We start from the raw sequence: 25,463 nt of genomic DNA on the forward strand, positions 1-25,463 counted from the left end.
CCCCTACCGGATCAGGGGTGCAACCAGTGCCACCCCAAGTCGGCATCAGGTGTTACTGACTCCCGTCGCCCCGCGCCGGAGGCTTGATCACGTGCCGGAGAGCCCGGTACGGAAGGAGCCCGCGTCATGACCGCCGTCGTGCCGACCGCCCGTCTCGACCGTGGCGGCAAGCCGCGTACCGCCCCGCGCCTCGCTGCCCGGCTGCTCACGGCCTGCGGGGTGGCGCTGGTGCCGTGGATGTTCGTGCTGGCCCGCACTCTTCCCGACACCACCGAGGTCTCCCACTGGGCCACCGCCTGGGTCGGTCTGGACGCCCTGATGGCGGCCGGCCTGACCGGCACCGGGGTGCTGTTCGGGCGCCGCGACCCGCGTGGCGCGCTCACCGCCGCCGCCACGTCCGCGCTGCTGGTGACGGACGCCTGGTTCGACGTGGTGACGGCGGCGCCGGGGCCCGAGCGGATCACCGCCGTCACGATGGCGGTCTGCGCGGAACTGCCGCTCGCGGTGGTGTGCGGGGTGCTGGCAGTACGAAGCCTCCGGTTCCGTCGTGCGGAACCAGAGGCTTCGTAGGGCAGGCGTTGTCGTCAGCAGCCGAGCAGACGGCCGCCCAGGTACGACTGGATCTGGTCCAGCGAGACGCGCTCCTGCTTCATGGTGTCGCGCTCGCGCACGGTCACCGCGTCGTCGTCGAGGGTGTCGAAGTCGACGGTCACGCAGAACGGCGTGCCGATCTCGTCCTGGCGGCGGTAGCGGCGGCCGATGGCGCCCGCGTCGTCGAACTCGATGTTCCAGTTCTTGCGCAGGTCGGTCGCCAGGCCCTTGGCCTTCGGCGACAGCTGCGGGTTGCGGGACAGCGGCAGCACGGCGACCTTCACCGGCGCGAGGCGCGGGTCGAGACGCATCACGGTGCGCTTCTCCATGACGCCCTTGGCGTTGGGCGCCTCGTCCTCGATGTACGCGTCGAGCATGAAGGCGAGCATGGCGCGGTTGACGCCGGCCGCCGGCTCGATGACGTACGGAGTCCAGCGCTCGCCGGCCTCCTGGTCGAAGTAGGACAGGTCCTGGCCGGAGGCCGCGGAGTGCGCCTTCAGGTCGAAGTCGGTGCGGTTGGCCACGCCCTCCAGCTCGGAGAACTCACTGCCACCGAAGTTGAAGCGGTACTCGATGTCGGCGGTGCGCTTCGAGTAGTGGGACAGCTTGTCCTTGGGGTGCTCGTACCAGCGGATGTTCTCCTCGCGGAGACCGAGGTCGCGGTACCAGTTCCAGCGCTGCTCCATCCAGTACTCGTGCCACTGCTCGTCCTCGCCCGGCTTGACGAAGAACTCCATCTCCATCTGCTCGAACTCGCGGGTGCGGAAGATGAAGTTGCCCGGAGTGATCTCGTTCCGGAAGGACTTGCCCATCTGCGCGATGCCGAACGGCGGCTTCTTGCGCGAGGTCTGCTGCACCTGGGCGAAGTTGGTGAAGATGCCCTGCGCGGTCTCGGGGCGCAGGTACGCCTGGGAGCCGGCGTCCTGGGTCGGGCCGAGGTGCGTGGCGAGCATGCCGGAGAACTGCTTGGGCTCGGTGAACTGGCCCTTGTTGCCGCAGTTGGGGCAGTTGATGTCGGCGAGGCCGTTGGCCGGCTCCTTGCCGTGCTTGGCCTCGTACGCCTCGATCAGGTGGTCCGCGCGGTAACGCTTGTGACAGGAGGTGCACTCCGTGAGCGGGTCGGAGAAGGTGGCGACGTGACCGGACGCCTCCCAGACCTCGGGCGCGAGGATCACCGAGGAGTCGATGCCGACGACGTCCTCGCGCGCGGTGACCATCGCGCGCCACCACTGGCGCTTGATGTTCTCCTTGAGCTCGACACCCAGCGGTCCGTAGTCCCAGGCGGCCTTGGAACCGCCGTAGATCTCGCTGCACGGGTAGACGAAGCCACGGCGCTTGCTCAGGCTGACGATGGTGTCGATCTTGTCGGCGGCCACGGTGCTCTCTTCATTACGAGGACGAATTTGGACTGATGGAGGCGCGAAGCGCTCGGTGGGGGGTGGTGGTCGGGAGACGGGCGGGCGAATGCTTCAGATTACCGGCGGCCGCACCCCCAGGATCAAATCGGTAGGTGGTCGAGGCCACTCAGCGGCTTTGTTGACAATCGTTTCCACTTTTGTTGAAAATGAGTGTCATGAACGTACGCCGCCTCATACCCACCACCGCCGTCGCCGGGGCTGTCTGCCTCGGCCTCGTCTCCCTGTCCGCCTGCTCCGGAACCTCCGGCGCCGCCGACGGGAAGAGCGACGGCAAGCTGAGCGTGGTGGCGTCGTTCTACCCCCTGCAGTATCTCGCCGAGCAGATCGGTGGGGAACACGTATCGGTCACCACTCTGACCAAGCCGGGGGTCGAGCCGCACGACCTGGAGCTCAAGCCGAGGCAGATCGGCGAGCTCGGTGAAGCGGACTACATCCTCTACCTCAAGGGCGTGCAGCCCGCCGTGGACGAGGCGATCAAGCAGGCCGGCGTGGAGCACACCGTGGATGCCGGGACCCTCACCACTCTGGAGAGCCACGGAACCGGGGTCGGCCACGACCACGGCCACGAGGGCGAGGCGCACGCAGCCGAGGAGCACGGCCACGAGAGCGAGGCCGGCGCCGATCCGCACATCTGGCTGGACCCGGTGAAGTACTCCGAGGTCGCCAAGGGCGTCGGCGCCTCCCTGGAGAAGGCCGACCCCTCCCACGCGGCGGCCTACAAGAAGAACACCGCCGAGCTGGTCACCAAGCTCGGCGCCCTGCACGCCTCCTTCGGGCAGGGCCTGAAGAACACGGCGACCAAGACCTTCATCACCACCCACGCCGCCTTCGGCTACCTCGCCGAGCGGTACGGCCTGGACCAGGAGGGCATCTCCGGGGTGGACCCGGAGGCCGAGCCCAGCCCCGCCCGGATCAAGGAACTCCAGGACATGGCGGAGAAGGAGAAGGTCACCACCGTCTTCTTCGAGACCCTCGCCAGCGACAAGACCGCCAAGACCCTCGCGAAGGACACCGGTCTGAAGACCGACGTCCTGGACCCGCTGGAGGGAATCACGGACACGTCCAGGGGCGATGACTACATCGAGGTCATGCGGTCCAACCTCGCCGCGCTGAAGAAGGCCCTCGGCGCGAAGTGACCCGTACAGCAGCGATGCAGGCAATGGAGGAGCAGCCCATGGAGCCCGTCATATCCGTCCGTGGAGCCACGGCGGCGCTCGGCTCGCGCCCCGTCCTGCGCGGCATCGACCTCACCGTCCGGCGCGGCGAAGTCGTCGCGCTGCTCGGCGCCAACGGTTCCGGCAAGTCGACCGCCGTCCGGTCCGTCATCGGGCAGGTCCCGCTGACCGGCGGCGCCATCTCCCTCTTCGGCACCCAACTGCGGCGCTTCCGCGACTGGACGCGCGTCGGGTACGTGCCCCAGCGGACCACCGCCGCCTCCGGCGTCCCCGCCACCGTGCGCGAGGTCGTCTCCTCGGGCCGGCTCTCCCGCAGGAGGTTCGGCCCGATGTCCAGGGCGGACCGGGCCGCCGTCGACCGCGCCATCGCACTCGTCGGCCTCTCCGACCGGGCCAAGGACTCCGTCGGCGCGCTCTCCGGCGGCCAGCACCAGCGGGTCCTGATCGCCCGCGCGCTCGCCTCCGACCCCGAGCTGCTGATCATGGACGAGCCGATGGCCGGGGTCGACCTGGCCAGCCAGGAGATCCTCGCCGAGACCCTGCGCGAGCAGGTCGCGGGCGGCGCGACCGTGCTGCTCGTCCTGCACGAGCTGGGTCCCCTGGAGCCACTGATCAGCCGCGCGGTGGTGCTGCGGGACGGCTGCGTCGTCCATGACGGCCCCCCGCCGAAGGCCGTCGGCCAGCACGCGCTGCCGGGCCACGACCACGTACATCCGCACGCGGCCGACGAGCCGCTCCGCACGGGACTGCTGACCTGATCATGGAATTCCTCGAGCCCGCCTTCATGCAGCGGGCGCTCCTCGCGGCCGTACTCGTCGGCATCACCGCGCCCGCCGTCGGCATCTTCCTGGTGCAGCGCCGCCAGGCGCTGATGGGCGACGGCATCGGCCATGTCGCCATGACGGGCGTCGGCCTCGGCTTCCTCCTGTCGGCCAGCCCCGTCTGGATGGCCACGGCCGTCTCGGTCGCCGGCGCGGTCGCCATGGAGCTGATCCGGGCGTACGGGCGCACCCGCGGCGACATCGCGCTGGCGCTGCTCTTCTACGGCGGCATGGCCGGCGGCGTCCTGCTGATGGACCTGTCGCCGAACGGCTCGAACGCGAACCTCCTCTCCTACCTCTTCGGCTCGCTGTCCACGGTCTCCACCGAGGACGTCACCGCGATCTGCGTCCTGGCGGCCTTCGTGGTCCTCGTCACGATCGGGCTGCGCCGCCAGCTCTTCGCGGTGAGCCAGGACGAGGAGTTCGCCCGGGTCACGGGTCTGCCGGTACGGGCGCTCAACCTGCTGATCGCCGTCACCGCCGCCGTGACGGTGACGGTCGCGATGCGGGTCGTCGGTCTGCTGCTGGTCAGCGCGCTGATGGTGGTTCCGGTCGCGGCGGCGCAGCAGCTGACGCGCAGCTTCCGGGCCACGTTCGTCCTGTCCGTGGTGATAGGTACCGGCGTCACGCTGGCCGGCACGGTCACGACGTACTACCAGGACGTCTCCCCGGGCGCGACCATCGTGCTGCTGGCCATCGCCGTGTTCATCGCCCTCACCGCGCTCGCGGGGCCCCTCGCCAGGCGCCGCGCGCGCACCGTCGAGGCCGCCGCCGACACGTGCGACATGGCGGTCCCGGGCACCCGCCCACCGAAGGACGACGTCGCGGCCTGACCGGACCGACAGCGCGAGCTGGCAGAATGGCGCCCGACAGAGTATTTGTGCGGGCGATTGTGAGGAGGCACCTGTGGCGACTGCAGGACCCCCCGTGCGCGGCCGGTCGACCCGGCAGCGGGCCGCCGTATCGGCGGCGCTGAGCGAGGTGGACGAGTTCCGCAGCGCGCAGGAGCTGCACGACATGCTCAAGCACCGAGGCGACTCCGTCGGCCTGACCACGGTCTACCGCACCCTCCAGTCCCTCGCCGACGCGGGCGAGGTCGACGTGCTGCGCACCAGCGACGGCGAGTCGGTCTACCGCCGCTGTTCGACGGACGACCACCACCACCATCTGGTGTGCCGCATGTGCGGCAAGGCGGTCGAGGTCGAGGGCCCGGCGGTGGAGCAGTGGGCGGAGACGATCGCGGCGCAGCACGGCTATGTGAACGTGGCGCACACGGTCGAGATCTTCGGCACCTGCGCGGAGTGCGCGGCGAAGTGACCCGAGGTACGCGAGGGGCCCGCACCGACGACTGATCGGTGCGGGCCCCTCGCGTACGCCGTCGCGGTCAGGCCGTCACTTGACGAGCCCGTTCTCCATGGCCACGAGTTCCTCGTTCGGGACCGCCCCGCCGAAGCGGCGGTCGCGCTGGGCGTACTCCAGGCACGCGCGCCACAGGTCGCGCCGGTCGAAGTCCGGCCACAGCACGTCCTGGAAGACCATCTCCGCGTAACTGCTCTGCCAGATCAGGTAGTTGGAGGTGCGCATCTCGCCGCTCGGCCGCAGGAAGAGGTCCACGTCCGGCATGTCCGGGTAGTACATGTACTTCGCGAAGGTCTTCTCGTTCACCTTCGACGGGTCCAGCTTCCCCGCCGCCACGTCCCGCGCGATCGCCTGCGCCGCGTCCGCGATCTCCGCGCGGCCGCCGTAGTTGACGCAGAAGTACAGGGTCATCGCGTCGTTGTCGACAGTCTGCTCCTGCGCCACCTGGAGCTCCTGGACGACCGACTTCCACATCTTCGGCATCCGGCCGACCCAGCGGATCCGGATCCCCAGCTCGTCCATCTCGTCCCGGCGCCGCCGGATGACGTCCCGGTTGAAGTTCATCAGGAAGCGGACCTCGTCGGGCGAGCGCTTCCAGTTCTCGGTGGAGAAGGCGTACAGGGAGAGGTTCTTGACGCCCATCTCGATGCAGCCCTTGAGCACGTCGAGGACGACACCCTCGCCGACCTTGTGGCCCTCGGTGCGCGGCAGCCCGCGCTCCTTCGCCCAGCGGCCGTTGCCGTCCATGACGCACGCCACATGGTTCGGCACCAGCTCGGCCGGGATCTTCGGGGGGCGCGCGCCGGAGGGGTGCGGCTCGGGGACCTTGTACTCACGGCGGGACCGTCCGAGGATTCCGCGTCGTGCCATGCGGCTCACATCTCCTATTTCTCTACGTATCTGAGCGAGCGCAGGCCGCGCTCCAGGTGCCAGTGCAGATAGGCGGACACCAGTCCGCTGCCCTCCCTGACATGACGCGGTGCGCACGCGTCCGCCGTCTCCCAGTCGCCGGTCAGCAGCGCGCTGAGGAGGCCGATGGCCTCCGGTGAGGGTACGACGCTGCCGGGCACCCGGCAGTCGCCGCATATGACTCCGCCCGCCGCGACCGAGAAGAAACGGTTCGGGCCGTGGATGCCGCACCTCGCGCAGTCCTCGAAGCTGGGCGCGTAGCCATTGACGGCCAGGGAGCGCAGCAGGAACGCGTCGAGGATGAGATGCGGCGCGTGCTCGCCCCGGGCGAGCGTCCGCAGCCCCCCGACGAGCAGCAGATACTGCTGCACCGCCGGCTCGCCCTCGTTGTCCGTGAACCGCTCCGCCGTCTCCAGCATCGCCGTCCCGGCGGTGTAGCGGGCGTAGTCGCTGACGATCCCGCCGCCGTACGGCGCGATCGTCTCGCTCTGCGTGCACAGCGGCAGCCCACGCCCGATCAGCTCGCTGCCCCGCGCGAAGAACTGCACGTCCACGTGCGAGAAGGGCTCGAGCCTCGCCCCGAACTTCGACTTCGTCCGCCGCACCCCGCGTGCCACGGCGCGTACGCGCCCGTGACCGCGCGTGAGGAGCGTGATGATGCGGTCCGCCTCACCCAGCTTCTGGGTGCGCAGCACGATGCCGTCGTCGCGGAACAGACTCATACGGCCCATTGTCCCGTACGGCGGGGCCCCGGCGGCCCCTCCCGCTGCGCGCCTTTGTGCACTCGTGGGCCGTTTTCGTCGCGATCGAACGGTTCCCTCGAAGAGCGGCCCGTCTGCGCGAGCTGGAGCAGATCGTCGACGCGGACGTCGCGGACCCGGCGGAGGCGATCGAGGAGATCCGCCGGATCAGGGAGACGGCGGAATCCGAGGCAGGGCTGTGATCGAGAGCGTTCCGCTGTGCCGCGTCACGCGTACGTCCACATCCGCGACATCACCTGGTACGGCTGACGCGGGCACCGCCCGACGGCCCCTTCACGGCACCTCGCCCCGGCTCCGCGCGTTCGCGTACGCCGTCGCCGCGCTGAGCCGCTCCGAAGCCGTCGCGAGCCGTACGCCCTCCGGTTCGCAGTCCCACTCCCGGCCACCGCCGAAGGGTCTCAGCTGGAGATAGGGCCCCTCGTGCCCCATGACGCGGCCCACACGTCCTGTGCTGATCTCTACGACGTACAGCCCTACGGGCAAGGCCATCCCGTTCATCCTTCCCCCGGTAGAGCAGCGGCCAGTCGGCGGGCCGTCTCGACCGTGCAGCGTCCCAATTCGACCAGGGGCCGGGGCACTTCGTCCGCGCACGAGACGGGGTCGAGTCCCAGCGAAGGCAGCCTGATACCGACTTTCTCCAGAGCCGCACGCAATTCCGCCACCGCCTCCCGCGCATCGTCAATGCTCCCGACCGGAGCCTGGTTCTCCTCTTCCTTCTTCACCCTGGCGAACCTTCCCGAATCCATTTCCTGTTTACGTCCCCCACTTTGGCCCTACCCACCTAGAATCGTCCGTTGCACACGCGCTACAACTGCGGAGCAGCACAGGGCAGTTAACCCATGGCCAACAGGTCGCGGCAGGATGCGTAGGAGTTCTTCGGGACCGAGCTGAAGCGGCGGCGGGAGGCGGCGGGGTCAATCCAGGCGGAGCTGGGGCGGCGGGTCTTCGTTTCCGGCGGGTCTATCGGACAGTTCGAACAGGCGATTCGGAAGCCGCAGCTGGACGTGGCGCAGCGGATCGACGAGGTGCTACAAACCGATGGCATTTTCGAGCGGATGCGCCGGAAGCCGATCAGCAATTCGCGGTACGCGGACTACTTCGCTGCGGTGGCGGAGCTGGAGGCGCTGGCGACGAAGATCTGCGAGTTCGAACCGACGGTCGCGCCCGGCCTACTCCAGACTCCCGCCTACGCCCGGGCGGTGACTCTGGCGAGCAATCCACTCGCCGGCGAGGAGTACATCGATGAGACAGTCACGGCACGCATGGAGCGCGCCCAGATCCTCAAAAACGCCCGGCCCGAGTACTGGGGATCGTGCACGAGGCGGTGCTGCGCGTCCCGGTGGGCAGCCACGCCGCCATGGCCAGCCGGCTCGACCACATCGCGGTGCTGATCCGCGAGCGGAGGGTCCTGGCCCCAGGCACTCCCCTTCGAGGACGGCGCGTACGCGCAGATGGGCAAACCGGTGAAGCTCATGAAGTTCGAGGACGCACCTCCAACCGCCTATACGGAAGCCGTGTATTCGGGGAATCTGCTGGACGAACCAGCAGTAGTGAAACGCACACGGGCGGCTTACGATCTACTGAGGGCCGCCGCTCTGTCGCCGGAGGCGTCGAAGTCGCGTACGACTTCCCCGGCTCCGCCCCCTGACCCAAGAGCTCCTACAGCGACGGAGACGGCGGCGACTGCCTCGAGGTCCTCGACGACATCGCCGGCGTCGTCCCTGTCCGGGACAGCAAGACCCTGGCCGGGCCCCGTCCTCCTGATCGGCGCCCCCGCCTGGGCCGCCTTCGTCGGCTCGCTCTCATAAGCCGACCCCATGGGACCCCATAAGGCCGCCTTATGGGGTCATAGGCCGGGGGCGGGTACCGGCCCGCGTCAGTGGTTTGAAAGGGTGACCTAAGTAGGACGGCTGTCCGCCGCCCAGGTCGCTCGAAGGGAACCCTCATGCCTCGCCCCCTGCGGGTCGCAATCGTCGGCGCCGGCCCCGCCGGCATCTACGCCGCCGACGCCCTGCTGAAGTCCGAGGCCGCCGCCGAGCCGGGCGTGTCCATCGACCTCTTCGAGCGGATGCCGGCGCCCTTCGGGCTGATCCGGTACGGCGTCGCGCCCGACCACCCCCGCATCAAGGGCATCATCACCGCGCTGCACCAGGTGCTGGACAAGCCGCAGATACGTCTCTTCGGCAATGTCGACTACCCCTCGGACCTCGGCCTCGACGACCTCCGCGCGTTCTACGACGCGGTGATCTTCTCGACCGGCGCGAGCGCCGACCGGGCGATGGACATCCCCGGGATCGACCTCGACGGGTCGTACGGCGCCGCCGACTTCGTGTCCTGGTACGACGGGCACCCGGACGTGCCGCGCACCTGGCCGCTGGAGGCCGAGAAGGTGGCCGTGCTCGGTGTCGGCAACGTCGCCCTGGACGTGGCGCGGATCCTCGCGAAGACGGCGGACGAGCTGCTGCCGACCGAGATCCCCGCGAACGTCTACGACGGACTCAAGGCGAACAAGGCGCTGGAGATCCACGTCTTCGGACGGCGCGGGCCGGCCCAGGCGAAGTTCAGCCCCATGGAGCTGCGGGAGCTGGACCACTCGCCGAACATCGAGGTCGTCGTCAACCCCGAGGACATCGACTACGACGAGGGCTCGATCGCCGAGCGCCGCAAGAACAAGCAGACCGACATGGTCGCCAAGACGCTGGAGAACTGGGCGATCCGGGACGTCGGCGACCGGCCGCACAAGCTGTTCCTGCACTTCTTCGAGTCGCCGACCGAGGTCGTCGGCGAGGACGGCAAAGTCGTCGGACTCCGTACCGAGCGCACCGAACTGGACGGCACGGGCAATGTGAAGGGCACGGGCGAGACGCAGGTCTGGGACGTGCAGGCCGTCTACCGCGCGGTGGGCTACCTCTCCGACGAGCTGCCCAAGCTCCCCTTCGACTTCGCCAGCGGGACCGTGCCGCACGAGGGCGGACGGGTCGTCGAGGGCGGCGAGCACCTCCGGTCGACGTATGTCACCGGCTGGATCAAGCGCGGTCCGGTCGGCCTCATCGGCCACACCAAGGGCGACGCCAACGAGACGGTCGCGAACCTCCTCGACGACCACCGCGAGGGCCGCCTGCACACCCCCGACGCCCCGGACGAGCAGTCGATCGTGGAGTTCCTGGAGGCGCGGGGCGTCACGTACACGACGTGGGAGGGCTGGCACAGCCTGGACGCGGCGGAGAAGGCGCTCGGCGAGGCGCAGGGCCGTGAGCGGGTGAAGCTCGTCGAGCGCGAGGAGATGCTCCGCGCGAGCGGTGTGACGCTCGCCGAGTGAGCTGACGACCGGTACGAGCAGACGGCCGCGCCCCGCTCATCCTCACGGGATGGGCGGGGCGCGGCCGTCTGTGCGCCGGGGGTGCGCGGGAGAACCCGTCCGCTCCTACTCTGGAAGGGAAGGGAGCGGCCATGGCCGTCCAGCAGGCCCCCTCCGTGGAGTGGGCGCGGGACGCGGCGGCCCGTGAGTCCTGGGCCGAGGCGTACGCCGTCCTGCGCCAGCTCGACGAGCATCCCTCCCACGCCCTCGACCCCCACGACCTGGACACGCTGGCCGACGCCGCGTGGTGGGCGGGGCGTGTGGACGAGTCGCTCGGCGCCCGGCTGCGGGCCCACGCCGGCTACGCGGCGGCGGGCGACCACCGGCGGGCCGGGTACGCGGCCTGGTGGATCCACTTCGAGTACCGGAACCTGGGGCGGCCCGCCGCCGCGGCGGGCTGGCTGCACCGTGCCCGCCACCATCTGGAGCAGGTACCGGAGTGCCCGGAGCAGTGCTATCTGGCCTGGACCGATGTGGAGGAGGCCGGGGAGCACCACAACCCGGTCGGCGCCCTGGCCGCCGCCCGCCGCATGTATCGCATCGCCCGTCAGGCGGGCAGCCCCGGACTCGTCGCCCTGAGCCGCCAGGCCCACGCGACGGCACTGTTCGGCAACGGCCGCAGGACGGAGGGGCTGGCCGTCCTGGACGACGCGATGTGCGCGGTGACGGCGGGCGAGCTGAACGGCATGTTCACCGGCTGGCTGTACTGCCTGGCGCTCACCCAGTGCATGGAGGCGGCGGACTTCGGCCGAGCGGTCGAATGGACGACGGCAGCGATGGCCTGGTGCGCGGGCCCCTGGTCCGGTGCCGGACGCGGGGCGGCGGGGGACGCGGCGCGCGGGGCCGTCGCCCGCCGGGCGCCCGTCACCCCCGTCCCTCCGCCCTGGCCCACCGCCCCGCTCGTGCCCGGCCCGGGAGTTCGCACCGACAACCCGTTCCGGGGGCTCTGCAGGATCCACCATGTGCAGGTGCTGGATCTGCTCGGGGAGTGGGCCCTCGCCGATGCCGAGGCCGAGTTGGTCTGCGAGGAGGTGCTGCCCGACAGTCTGGAGGCCGCCGCGGAGGCGCAGTACGTCGCCGGGGAGATCGCCCGTCGCCGCGGCCGGCACGACGACGCCGCCGTCTCGTACACCCATGCCAACGACCTCGGCCGCATCCCGCAGCCCGGCCTCGCGCTGCTCCGGCTCGCGCAGGGGAAGGCCGACGCCGCGGTGACCGGGCTGCGGCTGGCCCTGGCGTGTCAGGGCGACGCGCGCCATGACGTGCTGGGGCGCGCCCGGCTGCGGGCGGCGCAGACCGAGGTGGATCTGGCCGTCGGAGACATCGAGGGCGCGGCCGAGGCGGTCGCGGAGCTCCTGGCCCTCGCCGGTGAACCGACGGCCGGCGCGACGCTGCTGGGGTCCATGGCGGACACCGCCCTCGGCGCGCTGGAACTGGCCCGGTACGGCGCCCACGACCCCGACCGGGCCCTGCGGCCGCTGCGCCGCGCGCTGGCGGGCTGGCGGGAGCTGCGGGTGCCGTACGAGGCGGCGCAGGTACGGGTGCTGCTGGCCGCCGCGTACCGGGCCGCGGGCGACGACGAGGCAGCGCGGCTGGAGCTGACGGCCGCGCGGGCCGCGTTCGAGCAGCTCGGCGCGGTGCCCGACGCGCGACGTGCGGCGGCCCTGGTCAGCGGGACGCGCAGGTCCCTGCCCGGCGGCCTCACCACGAGGGAGGCAGAGGTCCTGCGGCTGGTCGCGGCGGGCGGCACCAACCGGGACATCGCCCGGTCGCTGGTGATCAGCGAACACACCGTCGCCCGGCACCTCAACAACATCTTCGCCAGGCTGGGCGTGTCCTCCCGTGCGGCCGCGACGGCCTATGCGTATACGCACGGCCTCGCGGCCTAGGGGAGCATTGGCGACCGACGACAACGCAACAGATGCGTGTGCCAGGGCACGCGAGCCCGGCAAGATCCGAAAAATGGACAGGACCCAGGCGCGGCGCATGGGCTGTTCCGCCCACGCCGCCGACTGCCCGTGGTTGGGCGGTTCGGCCGATGCGCCGCCCGCCGCCCGGGGCCTACGAACGAAGTGAGGCGCGCGGGACCGGCGGCCCCGCGCGACAGGCACAGCGAGGACACGTCCCCGCACTCCTGAAGGGCGCATCATGAGCACACTCGCCACCCCACCCCCCGACCTCGCGGATCTGCCCCTGGAGCTGCTGCGCGCCGCCGTGCGCGGCGAGGTCGTCGCGCCGGGCGACCCCTCGTACGAACAGGCCCGCCACGTCTACAACGCGATGCACGACCGCCACCCCGCGGTCGTGGTGCGGGCCGTCGACGCCGGTGACGTGATCGCCGCCGTCGGCTTCGCCCGTGACAACGGGCTGCCGCTCGCGATCCGCGGCGGCAGCCACTCGGCCGCCGGATACGGCACCTGTGACGGCGGCGTCGTCGCCGACCTGACCCGGATGCGCGCGGTCCGTGTCGACCCCGAGGCCCGGACCGCCCGCGCCGAGGGCGGCTGCACGTGGGGCGACTTCAACCACGCGACCCATCCGTTCGGCCTCGCCACCACCGGCGGTGTCGTCTCCACGACCGGCATCGGCGGCCTGACCCTCGGCGGCGGCATGGGCACGCTCTCCCGCCGCTGCGGCCTGAGCTGCGACAACCTCGTCTCGGCCGACGTGGTGACCGCCGACGGCACCTTCGTGACCTGCGACGAGCGCCACGAGAGCGACCTTTTCTGGGCGTTGCGCGGCGGAGGCGGCAACTTCGGCGTCGTGACGTCGCTCGAGTACCGGCTTCACCCGGTGGACGACATCTTCGGCGGTGTCACGCTCTATCCGCTCGACGGTGATGTCGCCCGCCGCTGGCAGGAGCTGAACGCCGAGTCCCCGGAGGAGCTGAACACCCTCTTCGCCGTGTTCCTCGGCCCTCAGCTGCCGTTCCTGCCGGAGCGCTGGCACGGTCGGCCGGTCTGTGGAGTTCTGACCTGCTTCAGCGGTCCGGTCGAGGGGGACGAGAAGGTCCGCGCCGCTCTCGCCGGGCTGGGGAAGGTCGTCGGGCAGGCCGTGGACCGGATGCCGTACCCGGTGATCAACACCCTCTTCGACGAGGATCTGCCGCCGGGACTCTTCCACTACTGGAAGGGCAACTTCAGCAAGGAGCTGTCCGACGGTGCGATCGATGCCCATATGACGTACGGGGAGACGATCCCGTCGATGCACACGCAGACCGTGATCTTCCCGATCGACGGCGCCTGCCACCGCGTCGGCCCGGGCGACACCGCCTTCGCCTACCGCGACGCGCTCTTCTCCACGGCCTTCGGCGCCAGCTACACCGATCCCGCCGACACCGAGCGCAATGTCGCCTGGACGCGCGCCTACGACGCGGCGCTGCGCCCGTACACCGAGGAGGCCGGCTACATCAACTTCCTCGATGCCGACGACCAGGACCGGGTCCGGGCCAACTACCGCCAGAACTACGAACGGTTGCGGGCGATCAAGGGCCGGTACGACCCCGGGAACCTCTTCCGGGTCAATCACAACGTCGCCCCGTAGGGCGGGAGGGGGACTAGAACGGTGTGCGCGAGGCGGCCGCGAGGAGCCGGGCCGTGTCGTCCGCGCCCAGTTGCAGCGCGTTGCCGACAGTGGTCAGGACGTCCCTCTCCGCCGGGCTGTAGGGGCCGTCCGCGAGGGCGATCCGCGCGCCCTGGGTGAGGATCGACTCCCGCCCGGCCGGTGCCAGGTGGGGCGAGAGGGGCTCCAGGGCCTCGTGGAGTTCGATGGCGAGGGCCGCGCCGCACGGGCCGGCGTCCGGGATGAATCTGCCGGTGTCCGCGGCCAGGGCCTCGACCAGGGAGGTCAGCTGATCACCGGTGCACTCCTCGAACCCGGCCGCCCGCACCGCCGAGACCGCGGTCTCCACGACCGTCCGGGAGGAGGTGCCGCCCGCGGCGAGGACGGCGAGGGCGACGGTGTGCACGCCGTCGCGGAGCATCGCCGAGAAGCGGCTGGTGGTGGGGTGGTCCAGGACCTCGGTACCGAAGTGGGTATGACACGCGGCGCATTCGACGACGGGTCCGGTGAAGCCGCGCGGCATCAGCGGGACACCGAAGAAGGCGAAGCGGCGCCGGCCGGTGCGGCGGCGGTAATTGCGGTCGCCTCCGCAGTCGGGGCAGAAGAACTCACCGTCACCGATGGTGTTCCAAGAAGTGCGAATGCCGCAGACGCCCACTTTTCCGCCACCTGATCCCCGGGCTGACCGCACGACGCACCTCCGTCACGTTCCGGCAACACTGCCGCGTTGGCGTGATGTTAGCCACATCGGTGATGTGGCGTCAGTACCTCGTCGTGAGAACGCGCTCGACATGGCCGAAGCCCGCCTGCCGGAAAGGCGGGCGGGCTTCGTCGAATCGGGGGCGACAGAGGCCGCCGACCCGTATGGCTGGCTAGCGAGCAGCGCGGTTGACTGCGGAGATGACCGCCTTCAGCGAGGCACGCGTCGTGTTGGCGTCGATTCCGATGCCCCACAGGACCTTTCCGTCAATGGCGCATTCGATGTACGAGGCGGCCTGCGCGCTGGCCCCCTCGCTCATGGTGTGCTCCTGGTAGTCCAGCAGACGGGCGTCGATGCCGATGTCCTGCAGCGCCGCGAAGAACGCGGAGATCGGACCGTTGCCGCTGCCGGTCAGCACGGTGTCGGTGCCGTCCACGACGGCCTCGACGGTCAGCGTGTCCGTGCCGTCCTTGTCGGTCGTGGTCTGGCCCGAGCGCAGCTGGATGCGTCCCCACGGGTTCGCCGGGTTGGGCAGGTACTCGTCCTGGAAGACGGACCAGATGGCCTTCGGCGTGACCTCGCCGCCCTCGGTGTCGGTCATCGTCTGGATGATCTTCGAGAACTCGATCTGCATCCGGCGCGGCAGGTCCAGCTTGTGGTCGTTCTTCAGGACGTAGGCGATACCGCCCTTGCCGGACTGCGAGTTGACCCGGATGACGGCCTCGTACGAGCGGCCGACGTCCTTCGGGTCGATCGGCAGGTACGGCACGGCCCACTCGATGTCGTCGACGGTCTTGCCCGCGGCGGCCGCGTCGGCCTCCATGGCGTCGAAGCCCTTCTTGATGGCGTCCTGGTGGGAGCCGGAGAAGGCGGTGTAGACCAGGTCGCCCGCGTAGGGGTGGCGCGGGTGGACCTCCATCTGGTTGCAGTACTCGGAGGTCCGGCGGATCTCGTCGATCTGCGAGAAGTCGATCTGCGGGTCGATGCCCTGCGAGAACAGGTTCATCCCGAGGGTCACCAGGTCCACGTTGCCGGTGCGCTCGCCCTGGCCGAACAGGCAGCCCTCGATCCGGTCCGCGCCGGCCATGATCGCCAGCTCGGCGGCGGCGACGGCGGTGCCGCGGTCGTTGTGGGGGTGCACGGACAGACAGACGTATTCGCGCCGGGACAGGTTGCGCGACATCCACTCGAAGCGGTCCGCGTGCGTGGACGGCGTCGAACGCTCCACGGTGGCGGGCAGGTTCAGGATGATCTCGCGGCCCGGGCCGGGCTGCCAGACGTCACAGACCGCCTCGCAGACCTCCAGGGCGAAGTCCAGCTCGGTGTCGGTGAAGATCTCCGGGCTGTACTGGTAGCCGAAGGTGGTCTCCGGACCCAGGATCTTGTCGGCGTACTCCATCACCAGACGGGTGCCGTCGACGGCGATCTGCTTGATGTCGTCCTTGGAACCCCGGAAGACGACCCGGCGGAAGGTCGGCGCGGTCGCGTTGTACAGGTGCACGGTGGCCCGGTGGGCGCCGCGCAGCGACTCCACGGTCCGCTCGATCAGGTCCTCGCGGGCCTGGGTCAGGACGGAGATGGTCACGTCCTCGGGGATCGCGCCCTCTTCGATGATCGACCGTACGAACGCGAAGTCGGTCTCACCGGAGGACGGGAAGCCGACCTCGATCTCCTTGTAGCCCATGCGCACCAGCAGGTCGAACATCTCGCGCTTGCGGGCGGGGCTCATCGGGTCGATCAGCGCCTGGTTGCCGTCGCGCAGGTCGGTCGACAGCCAGCGGGGCGCCTTGGTGATCCGCGCGTCCGGCCAGGTGCGGTCGGGGATGTCCACCTGCTCGTAGACGCCGTATTTGTGCACGGGCATCCCGGAGGGCTTCTGAGTGTGGGTCTCGTTGGTGATCGGGGTGGGACGGCCGATCCACTGGGACTGAGTCATTGCGTAGGGCTCCTCGGGGTCCTGCGGGGGGACGGCCGACTGTCGAACGCAACACCAGATCCCGCGGGGAGGGGGTCGGCCTACGACTACAGGCCCTCGCCGCGGCAGCTAAGGAGAAGCAGCCCGAAACGCATGATGACCGCAGCCTAGCCGAGGGGCGCCAAGAGCGCCGGTCCCGTATCAGTATGCGGGACACGTGGGTCGTCAAGCCCAAACAGTGATGCATCACTCCATTTCACCAATCCTCGTCGCATCTAGTGACAGCTTGATGACTCAGTGCCACAGTCCGGACATGGATGCCATTCAGCCCGTCTTCTGCACCATCGTCCCGCCGCATCTCCTCGACAAGCTCGCGCGCGCCGAGAATCCGGCCGTCGCCGAGGCCGCCCGCCGCACCCTCGTCGCGGACTCGGCCCACCGCACCAGCCGCCGCCTGACCACCGTCACCGGAGCCCGGCCCGTCGCGGCGCCCGCCGGGGCGGAGGAGGGCAAGCCCCATCGGACGGTCCACGACGCCGGGCACGGGACGACCCTGCCGGGCACCAGAGTCCGCGGCGAGGGCGACCAGCCCACGCAGGACGCCACCGTCAACCGCGCGTTCGCGGGCCTCGGCGCGACGTTCGACCTCTTCATGAAGGCGTACGCGCGCGACTCCATCGACGGATCCGGGCTGCCGCTGGACGCGACGGTCCACTACGACGAGAACTACGGCAACGCCTTCTGGAACGGCGAGCAGATGGTGTTCGGCGACGGTGACGGCGAGATCTTCCTCGACTTCACGATCCCCGTCGACGTCATCGGCCACGAACTGGCCCACGGCGTCACGCAGTACACCGCCAATCTGACCTACTTCGGTCAGCCCGGGGCGCTGAACGAGTCCGTCTCGGACGTCTTCGGCTCACTGGTGAAGCAGTACGCCCTCGGCCAGACCGCCGCCGAGGCCGACTGGCTGATCGGCGCGGGCCTGCTCCACGAGAACGTCCAGGGCGTCGCGCTGCGATCGATGAAGGCGCCCGGCACGGCGTACGACGACGACGTCCTCGGCAAGGACCCGCAGCCCGCGAAGATGGAGGACTACGTCCGCACGGGCCGCGACAACGGCGGCGTTCACATCAACTCCGGCATCCCGAACCACGCCTTCTACCTGCTGGCCACGGCCCTCGGTGGCTACGCCTGGGAGCGCGCGGGACAGATCTGGTACGACGTCCTGACTGGCGGCGCCCTGCAGGTCGACGCGAGCTTCACCGACTTCGCGAAGGCCTCGGTGGCGGCGGCCGCCGCGCGCTACGGCGAGGCGGCGGAGCACGAGGCCGTGGTCAAGGCGTGGTCCCAGGTGGGGGTGGGTATCGAGTAGCCCATGCGTATCCAGGTACGACGCACGGGAGGATTCGGCGGCATCGAGCGGTACGCCGAGGTGGACACCTCGGGACGGCCCGATGCCGCGGAGTGGCACGCCCTGGCCGCGGAGGCGGTCGCCTGCGCCGGGGACGGACCACCGGTGGGCGTGCCGGACGGCTTCGCCTACGAGATCACCGTCGACGGCCGGACGGTGTACTGCGCGGACCCGGACCTGACGCGGGAGCAGCGCGAACTGATCTCCCGCGTCCTCAAGGAGGGCGCGTAGGGCTGCGGCGGGGGGTTGCTCGGGAGGCCGTCGGGCGCTCAGGCTGCCGGCGTCGTCGCCGATGCCACCGAGGCCGTCGCGGACTGTGGGTCGTCGCCGGCCGCCACGGCGAAGTCGCGCATCAGCGCTGACAAGGTCACCGCGGCGCTGTGCCGGCCGACGAAGTAGCCGGCGGCTTCCAGTTGGGCGAGGCCGTGCATCTGGCACCACAGCTGCCACGCCAGCAATGACGTCTCGCCCTCGTCACCACGCCGGAAGCGGCCCGCCGCCACACAGCGGCGGATCGCGGCGTGCGGGACGCGCAGGACGTCCACCCCCATCGCCCGGTCCTCGTCGGTGAAGGCGAAGCCGGCCAGCCGCGAACCGCCGAACATGACGGCGTAGACGTCCGGTTCGGCCCGGGCGAACTCCTGATACGTGGCGCAGAGCCGGGTCAGGCCGGCCACCGGGTCGTCCCCCTCCGCCTCCTCCACCACCCGCAGGCGGGCCCGAAACCGCTCGAAGCCCTCCCGCATCACCTCTCTCACCAGCTCGGCCATGGAACCGAAGTGGGTGTAGACGGCCATGGTGGAGGCTCCGGCGGCCTGGACGAGACGGCGCGCACTGAGCGCGGCGGGTCCTTGTTCGGCCAGGATCCGGGCGGCTTCGTCGAGGAGCTTGCGACGCATCGTGGTTGACACGCGAGCAGCATAACGCTGTTATGGGCATAACAGCGTTATGGAAGCGTGCGCCCACCGAACGGGGAGGCATCGGATCGTGCTCTCGATGATCAAGCAGAGGCTGCGGCCCAGAACACCGCGGTTGCCCGACGCGAGCGGGGACAGTGGCACCACGCCCGGGTTCGGCCCGCCGCTGCGCCTGCTGCTGCTCGGGGACTCCACCGCCGCGGGGGTCGGGACCACCGACCACCGGGACGCTCTCGCGGGCCAGGTCGCCACCGCCGTGACCGCCCTGACCGGCCGTTCCGTCAGCTGGCGGGTCGTCGCGCGCTCCGGCGCCACCGTCCGGGAGATCGGGGAGAGCCTGATGAACCGGCTCACCGAACCCACTGAGCGCTGGCAGCCCGACCTGATCCTGCTCTCGGCCGGCACGAACGACGCCATGCGCGGCCGCCGCCCCCGCGCCCTGCGCAGCGAGGTGCGGCGGCTGGTGCGGGAGATCCGGCTGCGCCTCGGCCACGACGTGGCGATCGCCTTCGCGGGGCTTCCCGAGCTGGACGCCCACGGTGGGCTGCCACCGCGACTGCGGCGGCCCTTCGGGGTGTACGTACGCCTGCTCGACCGGCAGCTGAAGGCGGTGGCGCGACAGGGGAACGCGCTCTTCCACATCCCGTCGAGCGGGCCGCCCCGCTACGCCGGCGACTGGCTGGCCGCCGACCGCTTCCACCCGTCGGTGCCCGGCTACCGGGGCTGGGCGCGCAATCTGGCGGCGGGAATCGCGACCCTCATCGAGACGGACACGGAAACCGACCTCGCGCGGCTGCTACGGGCCTGATCACCCGCGCCACCCCAGGGCTGCCGCCGCACCGGCCGCACCGGGGACGGGCCGGCCGACCGTCACCGGCCCCCTCAGAAGCCCAGCTCCGCAGCCGCTTCGGGACCCCTCCCCATGGCCGCCCTCGCACCGGTCGGCCCCGGGAGGCCTCACGGGCTTCGAGCGCCCCCGCCGGCCTCCGGCCGACGTCACCGGCCCCCGCTCAGAAGCCCAGCTTCCGCAGCTGCTTCGGATCGCGCTGCCAGTCCTTCGCGACCTTCACATGGAGGTCCAGGAAGACCGGTGTGCCCAGGAGCGCCTCGATGTGCTTGCGGGACTTCATGCCGACCTCCTTGAGGCGGCTGCCCTTCGGGCCGATGATGATGCCCTTCTGGCTCGGGCGCTCGATGTAGACGTTGGCGTGGATGTCCAGCAGCGGCTTGTCCGCCGGGCGGTCCTCACGCGGGATCATCTCCTCGACGACCACCGCGATCGAGTGCGGCAGCTCGTCCCGTACGCCCTCCAGCGCCGCCTCACGGATCAGCTCCGCGACCATGACCATCTCCGGCTCGTCCGTGAGGTCGCCCTCCGGGTAGAGCGGCGGGCTCTCCGGGAGCAGCGGGATCAGCAGGTCGGCGACCAGGTCGACCTGACTGTTGCCGACCGCGGAGACCGGGACGATCTGCTGCCACTCGAAGCCGAGCTCCTTGCCGAGCTGGTCGATGGCGATGAGCTGCTCCGCCAGGGTCTTGGAGTCGACCAGGTCCGTCTTGGTGACGATGGCGACCTTGGGGGTCTTCTTGATCCCGGCGAGCTCCTTGGCGATGAAACGGTCGCCGGGGCCGAGCTTCTGGTCGGCGGGCAGGCAGAAGCCGATGACGTCGACCTCGGCCCAGGTGGTCCGCACGACGTCGTTGAGCCGCTCGCCGAGCAAGGTCCGCGGCTTGTGGAGACCGGGGGTGTCCACCAGGATCAGCTGCGCGTCCGGGCGGTGCACGATGCCGCGGACGGTGTGCCGGGTGGTCTGCGGCCGGCTGGAGGTGATGGCCACCTTCTGTCCGACCAGAGCGTTCGTCAGGGTCGACTTGCCCGCGTTGGGACGGCCGACGAAGCAGGCGAAGCCGGCCCGGTGCGGGGCGTTGTTCTCATCAGTACGAGCGCTCATGGGGGTCATTCTCCCCGATCCCGGCGGCGCTCACGTACCGAGTGCCCGGTGACGCCGCACCACCGTCCACCCGAGCGCCGCCGCGCCCGCCGCCAGGACCACCGCGCCGACCAGCCAGGGCAGCGCGACGAACCCCGCGCGCGCGGACTCGCGGACATCCTTGGCGCTGGCCGTCAGGGTCACCTCGCCCCAGTCGAACTGCGGTGAGCCCGCCCAGCGCTCGGTGAGCCGGATCTTCTGGCGGGGCAGCAGCTCGGAGGGGATCCGGGCGAGATCGCGGTCGAGCAGCGTCCGGCCGAACAGGCCCTCGGCCTTCAGGGCGACCTTGGGGTTGAGTGTGACATTGCCCCGGTTGTGGAGCGTGTACGAGATGAGGGCGCTGCTCTCGCGGGTGCCGGGGACGAGGGGCCGGTCCTGGGAGAGGGTGACGTCCTCGACGGCGAGCGCGGGGACGGTCGGCCCGTTCACGCGCAGATAGATCCGGGCGCCGACCGCGCGCCGCACACCTACCGCGACGGACCCGTCGGCCGTGCGGGAGACGCGCTCGTCGAGGGCGACCAGGGCCCCGGGGTGGTCGCCGGGCTCGGCGTCCGCCGGGACGGTGAGGGTGACGGGCACGGTGACCTTGCCGTGCGCCGGGACGGTGACGCGGCTTCGGGCGGGCTTCATCCAGGCGCCGGCGCCGCGCTGCGGCTCCTTCTCGGTGCGGACCGCGAAGCCGCCATCCCGCTCGGTGTTGTACGCGTCGGCGCCGTACAGCCGGAAGGTCAGAGGGGCGGCGCTCTTGTTGCTGACGGTGACCTCGTCGCGGAGGGTCGTGCCGGGGTCGGCGGCGAGATAGAAGTAGGGCCGCCTGCCGAGTTCGGAGGCGGCCGGGTAGACGGACCATTCGCTGTTCTCGGCGGCCCGGGCGAGGGTCGTGGGCGCGGAGACGAGGAAGAGCGCGCCGATGACGAGGAGGACGTACAGCTTGCGACGCACGGTGCGGCCCCCAGGGGACGGGTCGAGGCGGAGCGGGCCGACCGGGTGCGCGCCCGGCCCGCGTTGTTATTTGAAGGCTCGGTTCGCCTCCGGGGCGCTTTCAGCGTGTGTCGACGGTCGATCCTGCTCGGTCCCTCGTTCCTCGGGACCTCCGCGCGTTCTCCCTTTCGACACCCGCGCGCCCCTTTGGCTCACTCGCCTTGATCGGTGAGCGCCGGGTCCGTGAGCGTCAGGACCTGGGACCTCCGCGCTCCCCCTACCTTCGACGGGGGGACCCCCTTTCGACACCCGCGCGCCCCTTTGGCTCACTCGCCTTGATCGGTGCGACTGAGTCAAACGGTGCGACCGGGTCAGGTGAGCGTGAGCGTCAGGACTCCCGCGTACGAACCGGGTGCCGTGAACGCCGGGACGTCGAGCGAGAGCTTGGCGTCGACGGTGAACTCGCCGCCGGTGAGCGCCCCGTTCGGCGTGGAGGCCAGGGTCGCTCCCCCGCCGCCCACGGTCCCGGCGGAGCCGGGCGCGCAGGTGCTCGGGCTGCCCTGCTTGGTGGTGCAGGCCGGCGTCCAGCTCAGCTTGTCGGCGGCGATGGAGCCGCCCGGGCCGGTGAAATCGGTGACCTTTCCGGTGAGGGACCAGCCGGCGGGGCCGCCGCGGAAGTCCTTGACCGTCACGGTCCGCAGGTCGCCGGTGGACGCGCCGCCCCGGCCGAAGTCGACGGCCGACATCCGGACGGTGTCGCCCGCCTGGGACATGGACAGCTCGCCCGCGGTGACCGCGGAGGTGAGCTTCTGGCTGCCCGGCGGCGGCGGGGTGTCGTCGATGACGGTGTACGCCGCCGGTCCGGCGCCCTTGTCGGCGTTCCAGTCGGCGCCCTCGTACGCCACGATCCCGGTGGTCGCCTTGTCGCTGACCTTGAGGCTCGCGGTGAAGCCGCCCGCACTGTCCGTCGTGACCGTCGTCCTGTCGGCGGTCTCGGCGGCCCCGGCCCGTCCGGCGACCGTCACCTCGGCGAGCGGGGTGAACTTTGCGCCGGTGACGGCGACCTGCGCGCCCGGTGCGCCGGAGGCGGTGCCGAGCTGGACGGCCCGCTCGTTGGCCCCCGGCTGCGGGGACGCGACGACCGTCTCGGAGACGGGGGCGGGCGGATTGGTGACCGTACAGGGGGTGTCCAGCTCCATGATGTAGCTGGTGTGGATGTTGTAGTCACCGGGCGAGAGGGTGATCGACCCCGGGGCGGTGACCGTGAACGTGCCGGTCATCGAGAACTCGGGGAAGGTGCCCTTGCCGGGCACCGGCGGGTTCTTCTTGGGGCCGGTGACCGTGACCGCGCCGGTCTGGGCGCCGCCGAGGGCGACCTTTCCGCTGGGCGTCATGATGTCGGCGGGCAGGGCCAGGTCGACCGGGTTGCTCGCGGCGGGCTTGGTGACCGTGTAGGTGACGGTGACCGAGTCGCCCACCTTCGGGGTGGGTTTGTCGACAGTGATCTTGGCGGTGGTCGTGCCGTCGATGGGCGGGATGCCGGCGATCGGCGGCGGTACGCAGTGCGTGGGGAAGTCGACCGCCTGGGACGCGGTCGCCAGCGCGCCGGCCGGTGCGGCGAGCGCGCCGCCGGCGGTGACCGCGAGCGCGGCCACACCCAGGACGGCTGTCCAGCGGCGTTTTCGACCGCTGGATCTCGGGATGAGCAGGGATGCCATGTGTGCCCCCTCCTGAGGGATGAGAGGGCGCCATTGACGGCTGCGGGGAGGGAGAAGTCAATGGCATCGGGCCGCATTCCCTGATGACCCATCAGATACTGTCAAGATCCGCGTTTGCGCAGGTCAGCACGGGGACCGGCGCCACCGACACGGCGGCGCCGGCCCTGGAGTGCGGAGCTGTCGGCCGACGACGGACGGTCCCGGCGGCCGAGCCGGGCGCGACGCCGGCGCGGGCTCGCGCCCGGTCCGGCCCCGTCCGGCTCGGCAGGGGCATCTGACGGCCCGTCGGATGTCCCGCTGTCATTGATGCGCGAGCGGGTCCCGATGGCAAGAGAAGGTCCGGTGATTCTTGGGCCCATCACCGTCGCGCCGGCGCCTGGGGAGCGACCCGCCTTGCCGCCCCTTGGGGAGCGACGGTCCCGCGCGCCCTGAGGCGGCCGACAAGGGCCGCGCCCCCGAGCGCCGCACCCAGCACCACACAGACGCCGAGCGCGAGGTCGAGCCAGTCGAACGGGTCGCCACGTACGAGCGCGACCGCCGCCGGGATTCCGGCGGCCAGACCGGCGGCGACCGTCACCACCGCCGCGGCGCCCCGGAGCGCCCGACGGGCCCGGGGCCTGCGGCCCTTCAGCAGTTCGGCTCCCGCCCACAGGGAGAGAAGCAGCGCAAACGCGTCGTGCGGCGCCACCCGCTGCCTCATCACCCCGTCGACGGTGTTGATCAGCACGCCGACGAGACCAACGCACAGGACGACCGTCGTGTTCCGGCGCGATCCGTGGCCGGTCGGAGCCTTCCCCACCGGCTGCGTCAGCCCGCCGTCACCGAAGAGCGCAGCGCCCCGTCGGGGCCCGCCAGCAGCACCGGCGTCTGCGGGCCGCCCAGGTCGCGCACCGCCGCCCGGTCCGCGTCGGAGGCCGCCTCGGCGTCCGAGACGACCGCGGCGGCCTCCAACGACCGGGCGCCGCTGGCGACCGCCATGGCGACGGCGGTCTGGAGCGCGCTCAGCTGGAGCGATTCCAGCGCCACCGTCCCCGCGACATAGGTCCGCCCCGTCTCGTCCCGTACGGCCGCGCCCTCGGGCACACCGTTGCGGGCGCGGGCGCTGCGCGCCAGCGTGATGATCTTGAGGTCCTCGGCGCCGAGATCGCTGCTCTGTGTCATGGACCGAGGATAAGACGGCGCCCGCGATCAGCTCTGGGCAGCCTTGGTGAACTTGTCGCCCGCGAGCTTGGCCAGGGCGGCGAAGTCCTTGTGACCGGAGGCGTCGGCGGGCAGGTGCGCGAGCCGGGTCACGCCGGCGCCCTGGCGGGCCACGAACATGTTGGCCTCGAACTTCACCGACGCCTCGGCGATGTCCAGCTTCAGCCGGAACGCCAGAGCTTCCTCCCCGGCGGCCGGGGCGGTGAGCTTCTCGACCTTGGCCGAGAGCTCCATGCCGTCCTGCCGGGCGGTGAACGAGGTGCAGCTCGCCAGCGCGGTGGTGATCTCCTTCAGGTAGTCGGTGGCACCGCTGCCCTGGTAGGTGAAGACCTGCTGGGCGAAGGTGGTGTCGCCCTTGTCGCGCTCGAACTCCAGGTTCGGACCCATCAGCGCGCCGGACACCTTGTCGGCGAGCATGGCGGCTATCGGGGCGCACTCGGGCTTGTCCGCCGTCGCGGCGCCGCCCGGCTGCTCGATCTTGGCGGCCCTCCAGCCGGCCGGCAGATCCTTGACGCCGAGCGCCGCGGCCTTCATCTGTGCGGCCGTGAGCGGCTTCGCCGGCTCGGGAGTGGTGGGCGCGGGCGCCGCCGAGGTGGCCGTCTGCCCGTCGGCCGGCTTCTTGGCGTCGGAGTCCTGGGAACCGCCGGCACAGGCGGAGGTGAGACAGAGCGCGGAGACGGTGAGGGCCGCGGCCAGACCGTGGCGCATACGGGTACGCACGAGGAGTACTCCCC

The 25,463-nt window shown here is 70.9% G+C and carries 26 protein-coding genes and 2 pseudogenes; 14 read left to right on the forward strand and 14 right to left on the reverse strand.

The features are described 5' to 3' along the window. Window positions 1–126: 126 nt before the first annotated feature. Window positions 127–570: a hypothetical protein gene (locus ACZ5VC_RS03560; protein WP_469118444.1), complete on the forward strand. Its 444-nt coding sequence runs from the start codon at window positions 127–129 to the stop codon at window positions 568–570. Window positions 571–584: 14 nt separating this feature from the next. Here ACZ5VC_RS03560 and ACZ5VC_RS03565 read toward each other — a convergent pair whose 3' ends face one another. Continuing rightward, a complete protein-coding gene (locus ACZ5VC_RS03565; protein WP_469118445.1) occupies window positions 585–1,967 on the reverse strand; it encodes a glycine--tRNA ligase in 1,383 nt (460 codons plus the stop codon). 197 nt (window positions 1,968–2,164) lie between these two features. Between ACZ5VC_RS03565 and ACZ5VC_RS03570 the strand changes: the two genes are divergently transcribed. The 4 genes from ACZ5VC_RS03570 (at window position 2,165) to ACZ5VC_RS03585 (ending at window position 5,322) form a co-directional block, all read left to right on the forward strand. Continuing rightward, complete coding sequence (locus ACZ5VC_RS03570) at window positions 2,165–3,145, forward strand: metal ABC transporter substrate-binding protein (RefSeq protein WP_469118446.1); 981 nt, start codon at window positions 2,165–2,167, stop codon at window positions 3,143–3,145. A gap of 14 nt (window positions 3,146–3,159) precedes the next feature. After that, entirely contained in the window at window positions 3,160–3,942 is a 783-nt protein-coding gene (locus ACZ5VC_RS03575; protein WP_469118926.1) for a metal ABC transporter ATP-binding protein, read from the forward strand. Between the two features lie 2 nt (window positions 3,943–3,944). Next, on the forward strand, window positions 3,945–4,838 hold the full coding sequence (locus tag ACZ5VC_RS03580; protein ID WP_469118447.1) for a metal ABC transporter permease: 894 nt from the start codon (window positions 3,945–3,947) through the stop codon (window positions 4,836–4,838). 73 nt (window positions 4,839–4,911) lie between these two features. Further along, a complete protein-coding gene (locus tag ACZ5VC_RS03585; protein WP_468705700.1) occupies window positions 4,912–5,322 on the forward strand; it encodes a Fur family transcriptional regulator in 411 nt (136 codons plus the stop codon). Between the two features lie 75 nt (window positions 5,323–5,397). Here the strand turns inward: ACZ5VC_RS03585 and ACZ5VC_RS03590 are convergent, their stop codons facing one another. Together ACZ5VC_RS03590 and recO are read right to left on the reverse strand one after the other, a co-directional pair. Continuing rightward, entirely contained in the window at window positions 5,398–6,234 is an 837-nt protein-coding gene (locus ACZ5VC_RS03590) for an isoprenyl transferase (RefSeq protein WP_468705702.1), read from the reverse strand. Between the two features lie 14 nt (window positions 6,235–6,248). Then, window positions 6,249–6,995, reverse strand: coding sequence for a DNA repair protein RecO (recO, locus tag ACZ5VC_RS03595; RefSeq protein ID WP_469118448.1), 747 nt, complete (start codon window positions 6,993–6,995; stop codon window positions 6,249–6,251). An 8-nt stretch (window positions 6,996–7,003) separates the two neighbouring features. On the opposite strand from recO, the gene ACZ5VC_RS03600 reads away from it, so the two are divergent. Continuing rightward, complete coding sequence (locus ACZ5VC_RS03600; RefSeq protein WP_469118449.1) at window positions 7,004–7,216, forward strand: hypothetical protein; 213 nt, start codon at window positions 7,004–7,006, stop codon at window positions 7,214–7,216. Window positions 7,217–7,307: 91 nt separating this feature from the next. Here ACZ5VC_RS03600 and ACZ5VC_RS03605 read toward each other — a convergent pair whose 3' ends face one another. Next, complete coding sequence (locus ACZ5VC_RS03605; protein WP_469118450.1) at window positions 7,308–7,523, reverse strand: hypothetical protein; 216 nt, start codon at window positions 7,521–7,523, stop codon at window positions 7,308–7,310. Between the two features lie 5 nt (window positions 7,524–7,528). Then, window positions 7,529–7,756 (reverse strand): hypothetical protein, encoded by a 228-nt coding sequence (locus ACZ5VC_RS03610; protein ID WP_469118451.1) that lies wholly within the window; start codon window positions 7,754–7,756, stop codon window positions 7,529–7,531. 165 nt (window positions 7,757–7,921) lie between these two features. On the opposite strand from ACZ5VC_RS03610, the pseudogene ACZ5VC_RS03615 reads away from it, so the two are divergent. The 5 genes and pseudogenes from ACZ5VC_RS03615 to ACZ5VC_RS03635 all read left to right on the forward strand — a co-directional run. Further along, a pseudogene (locus ACZ5VC_RS03615) lies at window positions 7,922–8,590 on the forward strand (Scr1 family TA system antitoxin-like transcriptional regulator); the annotation flags it as partial. A gap of 143 nt (window positions 8,591–8,733) precedes the next feature. After that, window positions 8,734–8,865 (forward strand): annotated as a pseudogene (locus tag ACZ5VC_RS03620) (hypothetical protein); the annotation flags it as partial. A gap of 114 nt (window positions 8,866–8,979) precedes the next feature. Then, on the forward strand, window positions 8,980–10,353 hold the full coding sequence (locus ACZ5VC_RS03625; protein ID WP_469118452.1) for an FAD-dependent oxidoreductase: 1,374 nt from the start codon (window positions 8,980–8,982) through the stop codon (window positions 10,351–10,353). A gap of 131 nt (window positions 10,354–10,484) precedes the next feature. Next, a complete protein-coding gene (locus ACZ5VC_RS03630) occupies window positions 10,485–12,281 on the forward strand; it encodes a helix-turn-helix transcriptional regulator (protein ID WP_469118453.1) in 1,797 nt (598 codons plus the stop codon). A gap of 259 nt (window positions 12,282–12,540) precedes the next feature. Continuing rightward, window positions 12,541–13,935 carry an FAD-binding oxidoreductase gene (locus ACZ5VC_RS03635; protein ID WP_469118454.1) on the forward strand — a complete coding sequence of 465 codons (1,395 nt, stop codon included), beginning with the start codon at window positions 12,541–12,543 and terminating at the stop codon, window positions 13,933–13,935. A 13-nt stretch (window positions 13,936–13,948) separates the two neighbouring features. Here the strand turns inward: ACZ5VC_RS03635 and ACZ5VC_RS03640 are convergent, their stop codons facing one another. Continuing rightward, window positions 13,949–14,644 carry a TerB family tellurite resistance protein gene (locus ACZ5VC_RS03640; RefSeq protein ID WP_468705720.1) on the reverse strand — a complete coding sequence of 232 codons (696 nt, stop codon included), beginning with the start codon at window positions 14,642–14,644 and terminating at the stop codon, window positions 13,949–13,951. A gap of 181 nt (window positions 14,645–14,825) precedes the next feature. After that, entirely contained in the window at window positions 14,826–16,589 is a 1,764-nt protein-coding gene (gene leuA / locus ACZ5VC_RS03645) for a 2-isopropylmalate synthase (RefSeq protein WP_469118455.1), read from the reverse strand. A 292-nt stretch (window positions 16,590–16,881) separates the two neighbouring features. Between leuA and ACZ5VC_RS03650 the strand changes: the two genes are divergently transcribed. Then, the gene (locus tag ACZ5VC_RS03650; RefSeq protein WP_469118456.1) at window positions 16,882–17,943 is read left to right on the forward strand and encodes a M4 family metallopeptidase; all 1,062 of its coding nucleotides are present in this window, start codon (window positions 16,882–16,884) and stop codon (window positions 17,941–17,943) included. A 3-nt stretch (window positions 17,944–17,946) separates the two neighbouring features. Beyond that, window positions 17,947–18,213, forward strand: coding sequence for a protealysin inhibitor emfourin (locus ACZ5VC_RS03655; RefSeq protein ID WP_469118457.1), 267 nt, complete (start codon window positions 17,947–17,949; stop codon window positions 18,211–18,213). A 38-nt stretch (window positions 18,214–18,251) separates the two neighbouring features. Here the strand turns inward: ACZ5VC_RS03655 and ACZ5VC_RS03660 are convergent, their stop codons facing one another. Further along, window positions 18,252–18,893 (reverse strand): TetR/AcrR family transcriptional regulator, encoded by a 642-nt coding sequence (locus ACZ5VC_RS03660; protein WP_469118458.1) that lies wholly within the window; start codon window positions 18,891–18,893, stop codon window positions 18,252–18,254. Window positions 18,894–18,978: 85 nt separating this feature from the next. On the opposite strand from ACZ5VC_RS03660, the gene ACZ5VC_RS03665 reads away from it, so the two are divergent. After that, window positions 18,979–19,707, forward strand: a complete 729-nt coding sequence (locus ACZ5VC_RS03665) for an SGNH/GDSL hydrolase family protein (protein ID WP_469118459.1) — start codon at window positions 18,979–18,981, stop codon at window positions 19,705–19,707. Window positions 19,708–19,909: 202 nt separating this feature from the next. On the opposite strand, the gene era is transcribed toward ACZ5VC_RS03665, so the two are convergent. From era to ACZ5VC_RS03695, 6 genes are all read right to left on the reverse strand, one after another. Continuing rightward, entirely contained in the window at window positions 19,910–20,851 is a 942-nt protein-coding gene (gene era, locus ACZ5VC_RS03670) for a GTPase Era (protein ID WP_469118460.1), read from the reverse strand. Window positions 20,852–20,881: 30 nt separating this feature from the next. Then, on the reverse strand, window positions 20,882–21,832 hold the full coding sequence (locus tag ACZ5VC_RS03675; RefSeq protein ID WP_469118461.1) for a DUF916 domain-containing protein: 951 nt from the start codon (window positions 21,830–21,832) through the stop codon (window positions 20,882–20,884). Window positions 21,833–22,182: 350 nt separating this feature from the next. After that, window positions 22,183–23,529 carry a beta-xylosidase gene (locus tag ACZ5VC_RS03680; protein ID WP_469118462.1) on the reverse strand — a complete coding sequence of 449 codons (1,347 nt, stop codon included), beginning with the start codon at window positions 23,527–23,529 and terminating at the stop codon, window positions 22,183–22,185. 358 nt (window positions 23,530–23,887) lie between these two features. Next, the gene (locus tag ACZ5VC_RS03685; RefSeq protein ID WP_469118463.1) at window positions 23,888–24,256 is read right to left on the reverse strand and encodes a hypothetical protein; all 369 of its coding nucleotides are present in this window, start codon (window positions 24,254–24,256) and stop codon (window positions 23,888–23,890) included. Window positions 24,257–24,336: 80 nt separating this feature from the next. Then, entirely contained in the window at window positions 24,337–24,690 is a 354-nt protein-coding gene (locus ACZ5VC_RS03690) for a cytidine deaminase (RefSeq protein WP_469118464.1), read from the reverse strand. Window positions 24,691–24,717: 27 nt separating this feature from the next. Next, window positions 24,718–25,449 carry a hypothetical protein gene (locus ACZ5VC_RS03695; protein ID WP_469118465.1) on the reverse strand — a complete coding sequence of 244 codons (732 nt, stop codon included), beginning with the start codon at window positions 25,447–25,449 and terminating at the stop codon, window positions 24,718–24,720. Between the last annotated feature and the right edge of the window lie 14 nt (window positions 25,450–25,463).

It is taken from the genome of Streptomyces sp. NPDC033174 (assembly GCF_055577795.1).